Raw genomic sequence first — 13,995 nt, 5'->3', positions numbered from 1 at the left:
TCGATTCCGATTTTGGGGGCCGATGCGATAGAGGCCTATCGTTTCGAATTGTTTCAAGCTGCTCGTGCGGCGTCTCAAGGGAAAAGAAATATGGCCAATGTGGTGGTCGTCGGCTCGCAATGGGGCGATGAGGGCAAAGGCAAGATCGTAGACTGGCTGTCGGAGCGCGCCGATGTTGTCGTGCGCTTCCAGGGCGGCCACAATGCCGGCCACACGCTGGTCGTCGACGGCAAGGTCTACAAGCTGTCGCTGCTGCCGTCCGGCGTGGTGCGGCAAGGCAAGCTTTCCATCATCGGCAACGGCGTCGTCTTCGATCCGCACGCTTTCGTCGCGGAGGTTGCGAAATTGAAGGCGCAAGGCGTCGAGGTGACGCCAGACCGCCTGAAAATAGCCGAAAACACCGCGCTTATCCTGTCCTTGCACCGGGAGCTGGACGGATTTCGCGAGGACGCCGCTTCCAATTCCGGAACGAAGATCGGCACGACCCGTCGCGGCATCGGTCCCGCCTATGAAGACAAGGTGGGCCGGCGCGCGGTCAGGGTGATGGATTTGGCGGATTTGGAAACGCTGCCCTTGAAGGTCGACAGGCTGCTGACGCACCACAATGCGCTGCGGCGCGGGCTCGGCCATGCCGAGGTCACGCATGAGGCGATCATGAGCGAGCTGATCTCGGTGGCCGACGAGATCCTGCCCTATATGGACCGCGTCTGGAAAATCCTCGACGACAAGCGCCGCGCCGGCGAGCGCATCCTGTTCGAGGGCGCGCAAGGCACGTTGCTCGACATCGACCACGGCACCTATCCGTTCGTCACCTCGTCCAATACGGTTGCCGGTCAGGCCGCCGCCGGGTCGGGTGTCGGGCCGGGCGCCATCGGCTATGTGCTCGGCATCACCAAGGCCTATACGACGCGCGTCGGCGAAGGCCCGTTTCCAACCGAACAGAAGAACGAGATCGGCGAGTTCCTGGGCACGCGCGGCCATGAATTCGGCGTCGTCACCGGCCGCAAGCGGCGCTGCGGCTGGTTCGATGCCGTGCTGGTCCGCCAGGCCGTCGCCGTCAACGGCATCAAGGGCATTGCGCTGACCAAGCTCGATGTGCTCGATGGGCTGGACGAGATCAAGGTCTGTACCGGCTACCGACTCGACGGCGAGGCGATCGATTACCTGCCGGCCAGCCAGGGTGCGCAGGCCCGCGTCGAACCGGTCTACGAGACGCTGGAGGGGTGGAAAGGCACCACTGCCGGCGCGCGTAGCTGGAACGACCTGCCGGCCCAGGCGGTGAAGTACGTCCGCTACATCGAAGAGCTGATCGGCGCGCCGGTCGCACTCCTTTCCACCAGCCCTGAACGGGACGACACGATACTTGTGACCGATCCGTTTCAAGACTAGTTTCTCAGCCTTCCGGGCATTGCGGCTGATTTGCGGGGGCCGGCCCAGAAACAAATGCAGGTCGACTGACGTATGGTAGATTTTGTTCCTATTCTGAAAAAGGCGCTCGATAAACTCGGTGAGCCGTCGGCGGAAGTGCGCGCCAGGGTCTATGACAGGGCCCGTTCGTCAATCGCGAAACAACTCGCAGAGAAGGCCACGATGACGCCTTCCGATGTCGACCGGCAGATGCGTGCACTGGAAGACGCCATCGCCAAAGTCGAGCGGGACTATGCCAAGCCTGCGCCGCCACCCGACCCGCTGGCGGAACTGGAGGACATCTTCTCCTCCATCGACCGCAACAAGAACCAGTCCAGCCATATCCGACAGCCAGCAAAGACGGAGCCGGCATGGCAGCCGGCCAAGACCGAGCCGGCAAAGACCGGGCCGGCCTGGCAGCCCACGCCCGCCAAGGCGGCGCCGAACTGGCAAAAGCCGCAGCCCGTCGCTCTTTCTCAGGAGCGCGCTGGTCCGCCGCCGTCCGATATGGATCTTCCGACGGCTGACGGCCAAGACGGCGTTTTTCGGGGCGACGACTTTTCCAACGACGGCGGGCCCGCGGAGGACAGGTTCCAGCGGCTCCATCCTGCCGAGCGCAGGCGTAGCTATGGCGGTGTGATCGCCGCCGCCATTGCCTTGCTCGTCATTGCCGGTGGTGGCTATGGCATCTGGCTGAACAAGGATGCGTTCGGCAGCATGCTCGGCCTCGACTCGACCAAAGCCGTCGCCACCGAACCGCTGGTAAAACCAGCCCCGCCCAAGCCTGAGGCCGATGCGGCCGTACCGGCCGCCGCGCCTCCGACGGAGGCCGGCGAGGGCGCGAAGTTCACGCAGCGCCTGACGCCCGAGGGCCACGAAGTCGATCCCGGCCCCGCGGCCGGGCAGGCGGGCATCGGCGAAGGCGAATCCGTCGCCGCACTGACCACGCCGCCATCGGCCGCACAAGCGCCGACCACCCCGGCACCCGCCGCGCCGGCACCGGCCGCACCCGCCGACACGCAAGCCACGGCCAATGCTCCAGCAGTCGATGGGTCCGCTGCACCAACTCCCGCAACGCCGCCCGCCAACGGGGCAGCAGCGCCTGCAGCGGCCGCCCCGCCGCCCGCACCGGCAGCGGCACCAACGGCAGTTCCGCCGCAAGCCACGTTGGCCGTCGGCCAGAAGGCGATCTTCTACGAGGAGCGCACCAGCACCGCTCAAGGCTCGGCCGAGCCCGGCAACATCGTCTGGTCGCTGGTGCAGGAATCGCCCGGCGGCGACCTGCCGCCCGAGCCGGCGATCCGCGCCGAGGCGACCATTCCAGGCAAGGATATCCAGTTGCGCATGACGATCCGTCGCAACACCGACCAGACGCTGCCGGCCAGCCATATTATCGAGATGATCTTCCTGACGCCTGACGGCTTCGAGGGCGGCGGCGTCGACAACATCCTGCGTGTCGCCATGAAGGGCTCCGAGCAGGATGCCGGAAGCCCGCTGATCGGCATCCCGGCCAAGATCGCCGACGGTTTCTTCCTGGTTGCGCTCAACGATACCAAGGCGGATGAAGACGCCAATCTGACCTTGCTCAGAGGTCAGGACTGGATCGATGTGCCGGTCGTCTACAAGACCGGGCGGCGGGCGCTGCTCACCATGGAAAAGGGCATTCCAGGCGAGAAGGTGTTCGACGAGGCGCTAAAGGCCTGGCAGACAAAGACGGCGGGGTGAGGCCGGCTCACCAGCCCAACGCCTCTCTGGCTCAGAAGCCTTGGAACAGCATGTCGAGCGCGCTCACGATGTCGTCGTGATGGCGAGAAAGATTTCCTTCGGCAACGGGCAATTCAGAGGTCATCAAGGCTGACATGAATTGAGTGACCATGACATGGTCCTTACCGTTGACGGTGAAGATAGGGTTTAGCCGGCGGCCCGGCACTGGGGCCTTGTTGGCTGGCATCAGCGGGACGACGACCTTCGTGTCGAGCCGTCCCAGAAGGTCGGATTGGACATCGAGAAGGTAACCGTCGCCTTCGGCACTCTGGTAGAAATCATAACGTGCCATCAAAACAGCCGGTGCTTGGCCAGAGGCAAGCCGTTGCGCCTGACATAGTCATTCGAACTGTCGATCGCTTCCTTGTTTTCCTCCTGCCACCGGCGGTTTTTTTCGGCCGAAATCGCCTTGGCGATGCCCTCTTCCGCAGCGCGGGATATATTGATGCCCAACGCCTTGGCATCCTCGATCAATCGGGAGTCGATCGATGTATTAACCGACTTTCTTTGGGTTTTTGGCTTCGATTGAAGCATACAGCCGCTCCCATTTATGCGCATAATGTAGGCGCATATGAGCGTGCACGCAACCTCTCATCCCTCCATCTCTTCCCTTAGCATCTCGAGTTCCAGCCATTCCTCCTCGAGCGCTGCCAGTGTGACGCGCTCCTTGTCGAGCGCGGCAATCGTCTTCTGGAACGAGGCCGGGTCGCGCTCGTAATAGGCCGGATCGGCGATGTTGTTCTCCAGCCGCGAGATCGAGGCCGACACCGCCTCGATCTTCTTGGGTAAGGTTTCCAGCGCGAATTTCTGCTTGAACGACAGTTTCTTGGCCGGGCCCTTCGGTGCGGCCGCTTCGTTCCTGCTTGCCGCCGTCGCTTCACCGGCTTCTGCTTTTGGCCGCGCCCTGCGGTCGTCCAGCCTGGTGCCGCCGCGCTGCCCAAGCATGTCGGAATAGCCGCCGGCATATTCGATCCAGCGGCCGTCACCATCCGGCGCGATGATGCTGGTCACGGTGCGGTCGAGGAAATCGCGATCGTGGCTGACCAGGATCACCGTGCCGGCAAAACCGGCGACCAGTTCCTGCAGCAGCTCCAGCGTCTCCATGTCGAGATCGTTGGTCGGCTCGTCGAGCACAAGCAGGTTTGCCGGCCGCGCCAAAACGCGTGCGAGAATCAGCCGTGCCCGCTCGCCGCCCGAAAGCTCGCGCACCGGCGTGCGCGCCTGTTCCGGCTTGAACAGGAAGTCTTTCATGTAAGAGACGACGTGGCGCTGCTCGCCATTGATGACGAGGTTCTCGCCGCGCCCGTCGGTCAGATACTGCGCCAATGTCTCCTGCGGGTCGACGGCTTCGCGCTTCTGGTCGAGCGTGGCGATCTCCAGATTTGTGCCGAGCCGCACCGTGCCCGCGTCCGGCTTCAATTCGCCGGTCAGCATCTTCAACAGCGTCGTCTTGCCGGCGCCGTTCGGCCCGACCAGACCGACGCGATCGCCGCGCTGGATGCGGGTCGAGAATCCCTTGACCACGGTCAGATCGCCAAAGCTCTTCTCGATGTTCTTGGCTTCGATCACCAGTTTGCCGGATTCGGCGGCGTCGCTGGCTGTCATCGTCGCCGCACCCTCGGCGCCGCGGTGGCCGCGAAAGCGCTGGCGCATGATCTGCAACTCACCGAGCCGGCGCATGTTGCGCTTGCGCCGCGCTGTCACGCCATAGCGCAGCCAGTGCTCCTCACGCACGATCTGGCGACCGAGCTTGTGCTGCTCGCGCTCTTCCTCCTCCAGCACCGTGTCGCGCCATTCCTCGAAATAGGCAAAGCCCTTGTCGAGACGGCGAGTCTGGCCGCGGTCGAGCCAGATTGTGGCGCGCGACACGCGTTCGAGAAAACGGCGGTCATGCGAGATGACGACCAGTGCCGAGGAGGTGCGGGCAAGCTCCTCCTCCAGCCATTCGATGACCGAAAGGTCAAGATGATTGGTCGGCTCATCGAGGAGGAGAATGTCGGGCTCCGGCGCCATGACGCGGGCGAGGGCGGCGCGCCGCGCCTCGCCGCCGGAGAGATCGTTCGGCCGTTCCTCGCCGGTCAGGCCGAGATGCTCCATCAGATAGGTGGCGCGGTAGGGATCGTCGGCCGGCCCGAGCCCCGCCTCGACATAGGCGCGGACAGTCGCAAAGCCGTCCATGTCGGGCATTTGCGGCAAGTAGCGCACGGTCGCCGAAGGCTGGCGGAAGACTTCGCCGTCCTGCGGTTCGATCAGCCCGGCGGCGATCTTGAGGAGCGTCGACTTGCCAGAGCCGTTGCGGCCAACCAGGGCGATCTTGTCGCCAGCAGAGGCCGTCAGGGCGGCACCGTCGAGCAGCGGCGTGCCGCCAAAGGTCAGCTTTATCCCGTCGAGATTGAGAAGCGGCGGCGCCATGTCGGCTTTCTGGGCTCAGCTTTCCGGAAGAGGATAGGGATGTGCGAGCAGCAGCGCGCGGCCGCTGGCCAGCGCGATTTCCAACCGGCCCCTGACCTCGTTGGAAATGGTCAGCGACGAGCCGAACGCAACCTCGACATGGTCGAGCGGCCATTTGGCGCCGGTGACTGTCAGGCCGGCGAGATCCGAAAAGCCGAGCACCGAAAACAGCGTGCCGTCGGCATAGTCGAAGCCAGTCTTTCCCGGCAGCAAGGGAATGCCTTCCTGTGCGCCGCTGGTCAAAAGCACTTCCGTCCCGCCTTCCGCCAGCCGGATGCTTAGCGCCAGATGCAGGAAGATGTGGTCGGTACGTTTGCCGCCGAAGGCGCCTGCGAGCACAAGGCTGGTCGCACCACGTTCGAGTGCGGCGGCGATAGCGAGTTCACCGTCGGTCTTGTCCTTTTCAGCGGGAAACACCTGCCGTGGCACGGCGGCCAGATCTTCCGGCAAATCGGCAGGCACCGAATCGAAATCGCCGACCCAGAGTTCCGGCCTCAGGCCCAGCATACGGGCATGGCCGATGCCGGCGTCGGCAGCGATGACACGCGAGCCTTCGACCTGGCGGTCGAGCAGCGGCGTGCGGATGAGATCGCCGCCAAGCAGGATGGTGAATGTGCTCATATCTCGTGGCCCTTACCAGCCCTGCCCCGGAAACGGAAGATGAAACGGCAGACGAAACGGAAGGCTGGGCTTTGGATGCCCGGCAAACTTCCGCTTGCGCAGCACTTCGGCCGGGCCTATGTGTCGCAACGCTCTAACGGGGTGCCGGACGCGATCTTCGCGGACCGGCTGAGAGGCAAGACTGCCAACCCGCTGAACCTGATCCGGTTTGTACCGGCGGAGGGATTAGACGTTTCGGACAGCCCGACGCCTCAATTCCTTTCAACGCGAACGAAGGAGGCGCCGATGCGCAGTTTTTTCCACTCTCTTGTCTCGATTGTCCTGCTTGCGGCATCCGCGCTCGCCCTGCCAGGGCAGGCATCGGCACAGGATAGATTGACGGTCTACACCTATGAAAGCTTCACCGCCGATTGGGGTCCGGGACCGGCGGTGAAGAAGGCCTTCGAGGCCGAATGCAGTTGCGTCGTCGAATTCGTCTCGGTCGCCGACGGCGTGGCGCTGCTCAACCGTGTGAAGCTGGAAGGCGCCGCGACCAAGGCCGATATCGTACTTGGCCTCGATACCAACTTAACCGCCGACGCCAAGGCAACCGGCTTGTTTTCGCCGCACGGCGCCGTGTCGGGCGTCAATTTGCCGGGCGGCTGGAGCGACGATATTTTCGTGCCGTTCGACTATGGCTATTTCGCCGTCGTCTACGATACCGAAAAACTGAAGAGCCCGCCGAAGAGCCTCAGGGAATTGGTCGAGGGCGATGCCGGAGAGAAGATCGTCATCCAGGATCCGCGCACCTCGACGCCGGGCCTTGGCCTGCTGCTGTGGGTCAAGTCGGTCTATGGCGACAAGGCGCCGGAAGCCTGGGCCAAACTCAAGGCGAAGGTGCTGACGGTAACGCCGGGCTGGAGCGAGGCCTACGGCCTGTTCACCAAGGGCGAGGCGCCGATGGTGCTGTCCTACACCACCTCGCCGGCCTACCACATGGTCGCCGAAAACACCGAGCGCTACCAGGCGGCGTCCTTCGAGGAGGGCGAATATCTGCAGATCGAGGTTGCGGGGATCACCACCAAGGGTGCGAAGAACCCGCTGGCAGAAAAGTTCATTGCCTTCATGACCGGACCGAAATTCCAGGATGTCATTCCCGAAACCAACTGGATGTTCCCGGCCGGCAAAACCGACAAGCCGCTCAACCCGGCGTTCGACAAGCTGGTCAAGCCGACCAAGACCTTGCTGTTCAGCCCGGAAGACGTCGCGGCCAACCGCAAGGCCTGGGTCGATGAGTGGCTTGCGGCGATGAGCAAGTAGGGCTCAAGCCTCGTCGGATGTTTGCGCCAAGCCACCCCCCTCTGGCCTGCCGGCCATCTCCCCCTCAAGGGGGGAGATCGGCAGCTTTGTCGCCTCTCCTCGTCCTGCCACTTGTGAGATTGGCGAAGGCGGCTGAGTGCGCAATCTCCCCCCTTGAGGGGGAGATGGCCGGCAGGCCAGAGAGGGGTGGGCTCGGCCATTGTCAGGTATTTCCTTCGATCAACACCTGTCGTAGTGTCGGGTAGCGCGACATGCGTACGCGTCATCCGGCCGATCCCCGCGTCACTGCCGGCATCGTCGCGCTCGCCGCCATCGCGCTGCTGATCGGCGGGGCATTCGCCGGGCTCGTCGTCGAAGCCACACGCGACCTGTCCGGCGCCGCTTCCGCCTTCGATTCCTATCTCCTGCGTGTTGCCCGCTTCACGCTCTGGCAGGCTCTGTTGTCGACCCTGCTCTCCGTCGCACCGGCGCTGTTCGTCGCGCGCGCCCTGTCGCGGCATCCGCGTTTTTTCGGGCGAGGCTTTATCCTGCAGCTTTTCGCCGTGCCGCTGGCGCTGCCGGCCATTGTTGCCGCACTCGGTGTCTTGGCACTCTATGGCCGCGCCGGGTATTTCGCCGGCACGCTCGGCGCGATTGGCGGGCAGAGCTGGCCCGGCATCTATGGCCTGTCGGGCATTCTCGTCGCCCACGTCTTCTTCAACCTGCCGCTGGCGACGCGGCTGTTCCTGGAAGCGCTGCAGACCGTGCCGGCCGACCAATGGCGGCTGGCGAGCCAGCTTGGCATGGGGGCTGCGCCGGCCTTCCGGCTGATCGAATGGCCGCCGCTGCGTGCGGCCTTGCCGGGCGTTGCCGGGCTCGTTTTCATGCTGTGCATCACCTCCTTCACCATCGTGCTTACGCTCGGCGGCGGACCCAGAGCGACGACGCTGGAGGTTGCCATCTACCAGGCGCTGCGTTTCGACTTCGACCCGGCGCGGGCTGTGACGCTGACCCTGCTGCAGATTGCCCTGACCTTCGTCGTCGTGCTGGCCTTGACGCGGCTCGGCGCCAATATGGTCGGGGATGCCAATCTGCCGGTGGCGCCGCGCCGGTATTTTTCAGCCGGTGCGGCCGAGACCGTGCTGAACGCATTGGCGATCGGGCTCGCACTGCTGTTTGTCGCCGGGCCGATGGCGGCCACGTTGGCAGCCGGGCTTGGCGCCGATCTCGGCCGCCTGGCCGGCGAGAGCGCGGTGCGGCAAGCGACGGCGACCAGTGCCGTGCTCTCCCTCCTATCGGCGCTGCTCTCTGTGGCGTTGTCGCTGTCGCTGGTCGTGGCGCGCCGGGCGCTGGCGCTCACCCGGCGGCAGGGCCGGCGGACACTGCTCGAACATCTGGCCGACACCGGTGCGGGGTTCGTCCTGGTGGTGCCGCCCATCGTCATCGGCGCCGGCTGGTTCCTGCTCTTGCGCACCGTCGGCGATGTCTTTGCGATCGCCCCTGTCATGGTCGTTACGGTCAATGCGGTGATGGCGATGCCGTTCGCCATCCGCGCCATTCGCCCTGCCTATGACGCGGCGAGCGAACGCCACGAACGGCTCTGCGCACAGCTTGGTATCTTGGGCTGGAACCGGTTGCGGCTGGTCGACTGGCCGTCGCTGCGGCGGCCGCTCGCCACCGGCTTCGCGTTCGCCATGGCGCTGTCGCTCGGCGATCTCGGCGTCATTGCGCTATTCGGCAGCGATTCCGTGCAGACCTTGCCCTATCTGCTGCTGGCGCGCATGGGCAGTTACCGCACCGAGGATGCGGCCGGCCTGGCGCTGCTGCTCGGCCTTGTCTGCCTGGCGCTGGTGTTGGCCGCAGACTGGCTGGGAAGGAGGGAGAAATCATGATGCCGATCAGCCCGGAACGGTCCATTTCCGTCGAAAAAGGCGCGGCCGTGCGGCTCGATAATGTCTCGTTCAGCTATGGTGAAACGCCGCTTATATTCGATGTTGATTTCCCGGCGTCGGAAATCACCGCCATCATGGGGCCGAGCGGTTCGGGAAAGTCGACGCTGCTCAATCTGGTGGCCGGCTTCGAGACGCCGCGGTCGGGCCGCGTGCTGATCGGCGGCGCCGACGTCAGCACTGCGCCGCCATCAGCGCGGCCGGTATCGATGGTGTTCCAGGAAAACAACCTGTTTGCCCATCTGTCCCTCGAGCAGAATGTCGGGCTCGGCCGCTCGCCTTCGCTCAGGCTGAGCGACGCTGACCGCGCCGCAATCGCCGCAGCGCTGAAGCGCGTCGGCCTTGCCGGCAAGGAAAGCCGGCTGCCGCGCGAACTCTCCGGCGGCGAGCGGCAGCGCGTCGCGCTCGCCCGTGTCCTGGTGCGCGACCGGCCGGTGTTGTTGCTCGACGAGCCGTTCGCTTCGCTCGGACCGGCACTGCGCGACGACATGCTCGACCTGGTGGCCGACGTCCATTCGGAGCAGTGCATGACGGTGCTATTCGTCACGCACCAGCCGGACGATGCGCGCCGTATCGGCCAAAACATGGTTTTCCTGGATGGTGGCACGGTTGCCGCGACGGGCACCGCGGCCGATTTTTTCGTCGGGGCTGGACCGGAGGCATTCCGACGCTATATCGGCTCGGGTCCGTTTGCGGTTGGATCACGAGATGTTGCCCGGAAGCGGACATAATTTATGGTCAAACCGGCGGAAGGCGAAGCGGCGCTTGCTTGCCATGGTCGAGGTAGTGTGGCTAGGTCCGCCAGGAGCTGGTCCGGCCTAGACCGTGATTTGCCCTTGCTGCCTCGCATCTGTCGGACGCACGAAGGACGCCGTAGCACTTGATTTTGCGCGTGATGCTTTCCGGAAATCGCGCCCGATTTTCGCGGTCACGTGCCAGGACTTGAAAGGAAGCCGATCTGCCGACCGGCATCGACAATCGGAGGGTGAAACCGCTGGCGCGCTTTCTGGCGCTGGCCGGTCTCGCCGTGGCGCTGGCAAGCTGCCAGATGTTCACGCCTCCCGACGTGCAGGAATCAGGCTTTCAGCCCTCAGACAAGCCGATCACGGTCGACAATGTCGCCGCCAACGGCAAGCTCGCTCAACTGGCGAAGGCGCAGCACCCGCGCATCCTCGCCACCTATGGCGGCGAGTATTCCGACCCCAAGCTCGAGCGCATGGTGGCCAAGATCGTCGGCAGACTGACCGTGGTGTCGGCCAACCCAACCCAGACCTACCGCATCACCATCCTCAACTCGCCCAACGTCAATGCCTTCGCGCTGCCGGGCGGTTATCTCTACATCACCCGCGGCCTGCTGGCGCTGGCCAACGATTCGGCCGAGCTTGCCGCCGTCATTGCGCATGAGATGGGCCACGTTACGGCCAACCACGGCCTGCAGCGCCAGCAACTGGAAGCCGAGGAGGGGTTGGCGACCAAGGTCGTTTCGGATGTGCTCGGCGACAACCCGACCGCCAAGGCGGCGCTGATCCGCGGCAAGCTGAGGCTGGCCCAGTTCTCGCGCAATCAGGAGCTGGAGGCCGACGCCATCGGCATCAAGTCGATCGGCGAAGCCGGTTTCGATCCCTACGCCGCCGGCCGCTTCCTGCAGTCGATGTCGGCCTATACCGATTTCCGCTCAATCAGCGGCGCTACCGACGCCAGCCTCGACTTCCTGGCGACGCACCCCAACACGCCGCAGCGTATAGACCTCGCGCAGCGCCACGCCCGCCAGTTCGGCGCGCCCGGTGTCGGGTCGCGCGACCGCGATTCATTTCTTGCCGGCGTAGACGGGCTGCTTTACGGCGACACGCCGGAGGAAGGCTATGTGCGCGGCGAAACCTTCCTGCACCCTGGCCTCGGCGTGTCGTTCTCGGTGCCCAACGGCTTCGTCATCGACAATTCGGCGGCGGCGGTGACGGCGACCGGCCCGGGCGACATGGCGATCCGCTTCGACGGCGTTTCGATCGACAAGAACCGCTCGCTGACCGACTACATCCGCAGCGGTTGGGTTGCCGGCCTCGACGACAGCAGCGTGCGCCAGGAGACGATCAACGGCAACGAAGCGGCAACCGCGCATGCCGGCGCCGATGGCTGGCAATTCGATATTGCGGTGATCCGCGCCGGCGGCCAGGTCTACCGCTTGCTGACCGCGGCACCTTCGGCCAGCACCTCGCTGAGCACGGTGGCGCGCTCGGTCAGCGGCTCGTTCCGCATCCTGAGTGCTGCCGAGAAGGCAGCGCTGAAGCCACTGCGTATCCGCATCGTCACGGTGCAGCCCGGCCAGACAATGGGCTCCCTGGCCGCACAGATGGTCGGCGTCGACCGCAAGCTGGATTTGTTCAGGGTGCTCAACGCGCTGTCGCCGGGTGCCGCGGTTTCGGCCGGCGACAAGGTCAAGATCGTCACCGACAAATAGCAGCCGACGCGATTCAGGCTGCGAGAAATTCCGGATTCTGCTTTACCAGCGCCGCCTTGAGCTTTTCCATGGCGCGCGCCTCGATCTGCCGGACACGTTCCTTGGAGATGCCGAGCGTCTCGCCGAGCGCTTCGAGCGTCGCGCCCTCGTCGCTCAGCCGGCGTTCCTCGATAATCCTGAGCTCGCGCGCATTGAGAGCGCCGAGTGCCGTCTTCAGCCACACCGAGCGGCGTTCGACGTCGATCGTATCGCCGACGACCTCATCGGGCAGCGGGTCATCCGAAACCAGGAACTCCATCCGCTCGGTTGCGCCCGCATCGTCGGCTAGCGGCGTGTTGAGCGAGCTGTCCGGCGCCGAAAGGCGGGAATCCATCATCGCCACATCGGCCTCCGATACCCCGAGAGCCGCCGACACTTCGCGGTAGAGCGTGGCATTCGACATCTGCTCGGCGCCGTTTGCCAGGCGGGCGCGCAGACGCCGCAGGTTGAAGAACAGCGCCTTTTGCGCCGAGCTAGTGCCGCCGCGCACGATCGACCAGTTGCGCAGGATATAGTCCTGCATCGAGGCGCGAATCCACCAAGTCGCGTAGGTCGAGAACCGCACCTCGCGCTCGGGCTCGAAACGGGCCGCTGCCTCCAGCAGCCCGACATGGCCTTCCTGGATCAGGTCGCCCAGCGGAAGGCCGTAGTGGCGAAACCGCGACGCCATGGAAATGACCAACCGCATATGCGCGACGGTGATGCGGTGCAGCGCGTGCTGGTCATTGTTTTCCTTCCAGCGCAGCGCCAGGAGATGCTCTTCGTCACGTTCCAGATAAGGGGCTTTCATCGCCGCGCGAACCATGGTCCGTCCTGCACTGTCTTCCATCATGCCGCGCTCCTGCTCCAGGCGTTGCGGTGCGATCGAATCGTGAGTTGGCGCCGATGGTTGAAATGGCGGCGCCGCGCCCTACAACAGCGAAGAACGTGCCATGCGGGGGAATGTTCCCCCGGACTGTCATGTCGATTGCGCTGTTCCAGGCGATTCGCCACCGGCCTTGACTCAGCCGGACGGCGCCGGGAGATACTGGTTGAGAATTGGATTTCAAGGGCGCGAGATTTTTGAAATTTAGTTTCTTATTCTGGCATCGCGCATCTGTCATTTTCCGGCACTCGCAATGACGCCGGACATCGGCCAAGGACGGGATCACAGAAAAATGAAATGGCTCAAATCGCTCATCATCGCCGGAACGCTGCAGGTTCTGGCCATCGCCGCCGGTCACGCCGGCGCCAATCTCGACCAGATCAAGCAGTCCGGCGTCTTCAAGGTCGGCACGGAAGGAACCTATGCGCCTTTCACCTATCATGATGCTTCCGGTGCGCTGGTTGGCTTCGACGTCGAGATCGCGCGGGCCATCGCCGAGCGCCTCGGCGTCAAGGCCCAGTTCCTCGAAGGCAAATGGGACGGGCTGATCGCCGGTCTCGATGCCAACCGCTACGATGCCGTCATCAACGAGGTCGGCATCACCGAGGCGCGCAAGGCCAAATATGATTTCTCCGATCCCTACATCGCCTCCAAGGCGGTGCTGATCGTGCGCGGCGACAACACCGACATCAAGGGTTTCGCCGATCTCAAGGGCAAGAAGGCGGCGCAGTCGCTGACTTCGAACTTCGGCAAGCTGGCTGAAACCAACGGCGCCGAGCTCGTCGGCACCGACGGCTTCGACCAGTCGATCCAGCTGCTTCTTACCGGCCGCGCCGACGCCACCATCAACGACAGCCTGTCCTTCCTCGACTTCAAGAAGCACAAGCCCGACGCCAATGTGAAGATTGCCGCGCAGGAAGAAAACGCCGACTATTCCGGCGTCATCGTACGCAAGGGCGATCCGGAACTGGTGGCCGCCATCAATAAGGCGCTGGCCGACATCAAGGCCGACGGCACCTACCAGAAAATCGCCGACACCTATTTCGGCCAGGACGTTTCGAAGTAAAACGGCTTTCTCGTGTGGGCCGAACGCCGGCCCGCGTCGTTCATATCGCGGCGAGCTGTCTTTTGACGGCCCGCCGCTTTCGCGTGATATGAGCGACGGC

At 64.3% G+C, this 13,995-nt stretch carries 12 protein-coding genes and 1 riboswitch; of the genes, 7 read left to right on the top strand and 5 right to left on the bottom strand.

The annotated features are described in order from the left end of the window. Window positions 1-90: 90 nt before the first annotated feature. Window positions 91-1,389: an adenylosuccinate synthase gene (locus NKI52_RS01630; RefSeq protein WP_023680654.1), complete on the top strand. Its 1,299-nt coding sequence runs from the start codon at window positions 91-93 to the stop codon at window positions 1,387-1,389. 72 nt (window positions 1,390-1,461) lie between these two features. After that, complete coding sequence (locus tag NKI52_RS01625; protein WP_352569604.1) at window positions 1,462-3,132, top strand: hypothetical protein; 1,671 nt, start codon at window positions 1,462-1,464, stop codon at window positions 3,130-3,132. Between the two features lie 31 nt (window positions 3,133-3,163). Here the strand turns inward: NKI52_RS01625 and NKI52_RS01620 are convergent, their stop codons facing one another. From NKI52_RS01620 to NKI52_RS01605, 4 genes are all read right to left on the bottom strand, one after another. Beyond that, window positions 3,164-3,463, bottom strand: a complete 300-nt coding sequence (locus tag NKI52_RS01620) for a CcdB family protein (protein ID WP_352696860.1) — start codon at window positions 3,461-3,463, stop codon at window positions 3,164-3,166. Continuing rightward, window positions 3,463-3,624 (bottom strand): type II toxin-antitoxin system CcdA family antitoxin, encoded by a 162-nt coding sequence (locus tag NKI52_RS01615; protein ID WP_502894507.1) that lies wholly within the window; start codon window positions 3,622-3,624, stop codon window positions 3,463-3,465. Before NKI52_RS01615 ends, NKI52_RS01620 begins: the two co-directional genes overlap by 1 nt. 138 nt (window positions 3,625-3,762) lie before the next feature. Beyond that, entirely contained in the window at window positions 3,763-5,583 is a 1,821-nt protein-coding gene (locus tag NKI52_RS01610; protein ID WP_352696857.1) for an ABC-F family ATP-binding cassette domain-containing protein, read from the bottom strand. A 15-nt stretch (window positions 5,584-5,598) separates the two neighbouring features. Next, the gene (locus NKI52_RS01605; protein ID WP_352574743.1) at window positions 5,599-6,243 is read right to left on the bottom strand and encodes a thiamine diphosphokinase; all 645 of its coding nucleotides are present in this window, start codon (window positions 6,241-6,243) and stop codon (window positions 5,599-5,601) included. 127 nt (window positions 6,244-6,370) lie between these two features. Further along, window positions 6,371-6,485: riboswitch (TPP riboswitch) on the top strand. A gap of 43 nt (window positions 6,486-6,528) precedes the next feature. Here NKI52_RS01605 and thiB point away from each other — a divergent pair. From thiB to NKI52_RS01585, 4 genes are all read left to right on the top strand, one after another. After that, window positions 6,529-7,542 (top strand): thiamine ABC transporter substrate binding subunit, encoded by a 1,014-nt coding sequence (thiB, locus tag NKI52_RS01600; protein WP_352696855.1) that lies wholly within the window; start codon window positions 6,529-6,531, stop codon window positions 7,540-7,542. A gap of 251 nt (window positions 7,543-7,793) precedes the next feature. Further along, window positions 7,794-9,413, top strand: coding sequence for a thiamine/thiamine pyrophosphate ABC transporter permease (gene thiP, locus NKI52_RS01595; protein ID WP_352696853.1), 1,620 nt, complete (start codon window positions 7,794-7,796; stop codon window positions 9,411-9,413). After that, complete coding sequence (thiQ, locus tag NKI52_RS01590) at window positions 9,410-10,201, top strand: thiamine ABC transporter ATP-binding protein (protein WP_352574749.1); 792 nt, start codon at window positions 9,410-9,412, stop codon at window positions 10,199-10,201. The genes thiP and thiQ overlap by 4 nt, the downstream gene beginning before the upstream one ends. Window positions 10,202-10,455: 254 nt before the next feature. Then, a complete protein-coding gene (locus NKI52_RS01585; RefSeq protein WP_023680559.1) occupies window positions 10,456-11,925 on the top strand; it encodes a M48 family metalloprotease in 1,470 nt (489 codons plus the stop codon). A gap of 13 nt (window positions 11,926-11,938) precedes the next feature. Here the strand turns inward: NKI52_RS01585 and NKI52_RS01580 are convergent, their stop codons facing one another. Continuing rightward, window positions 11,939-12,796, bottom strand: coding sequence for an RNA polymerase factor sigma-32 (locus NKI52_RS01580; protein WP_023680558.1), 858 nt, complete (start codon window positions 12,794-12,796; stop codon window positions 11,939-11,941). Window positions 12,797-13,121: 325 nt separating this feature from the next. Between NKI52_RS01580 and NKI52_RS01575 the strand changes: the two genes are divergently transcribed. After that, window positions 13,122-13,895 carry an amino acid ABC transporter substrate-binding protein gene (locus NKI52_RS01575; RefSeq protein WP_023721021.1) on the top strand — a complete coding sequence of 258 codons (774 nt, stop codon included), beginning with the start codon at window positions 13,122-13,124 and terminating at the stop codon, window positions 13,893-13,895. Window positions 13,896-13,995 lie beyond the last annotated feature (100 nt).

Origin of the sequence: Mesorhizobium sp. M0590, assembly GCF_040320905.1 — a bacterium.
GTDB lineage: Bacteria > Pseudomonadota > Alphaproteobacteria > Rhizobiales > Rhizobiaceae > Mesorhizobium.
The sequence above is the reverse complement of the archived record's forward strand: the minus strand, read 5'-3'. Positions and strand labels throughout refer to the sequence as shown.

Excerpts from the sequence above, each read along its gene's own strand:
- NKI52_RS01620 (WP_352696860.1), bottom strand. The coding sequence starts at position 3,463 with ATGGCACGTTATGATTTCTACCAGAGTGCCGAAGGCGACGGTTACCTT.
- thiQ (WP_352574749.1), top strand. The coding sequence starts at position 9,410 with ATGATGCCGATCAGCCCGGAACGGTCCATTTCCGTCGAAAAAGGCGCG.
- NKI52_RS01580 (WP_023680558.1), bottom strand. The coding sequence starts at position 12,796 with ATGATGGAAGACAGTGCAGGACGGACCATGGTTCGCGCGGCGATGAAA.
- NKI52_RS01575 (WP_023721021.1), top strand. The coding sequence starts at position 13,122 with ATGAAATGGCTCAAATCGCTCATCATCGCCGGAACGCTGCAGGTTCTG.
- NKI52_RS01630 (WP_023680654.1), top strand. The coding sequence starts at position 91 with ATGGCCAATGTGGTGGTCGTCGGCTCGCAATGGGGCGATGAGGGCAAA.
- thiP (WP_352696853.1), top strand. The coding sequence starts at position 7,794 with ATGCGTACGCGTCATCCGGCCGATCCCCGCGTCACTGCCGGCATCGTC.
- NKI52_RS01610 (WP_352696857.1), bottom strand. The coding sequence starts at position 5,583 with ATGGCGCCGCCGCTTCTCAATCTCGACGGGATAAAGCTGACCTTTGGC.
- NKI52_RS01625 (WP_352569604.1), top strand. The coding sequence starts at position 1,462 with ATGGTAGATTTTGTTCCTATTCTGAAAAAGGCGCTCGATAAACTCGGT.
- thiB (WP_352696855.1), top strand. The coding sequence starts at position 6,529 with ATGCGCAGTTTTTTCCACTCTCTTGTCTCGATTGTCCTGCTTGCGGCA.
- NKI52_RS01605 (WP_352574743.1), bottom strand. The coding sequence starts at position 6,243 with ATGAGCACATTCACCATCCTGCTTGGCGGCGATCTCATCCGCACGCCG.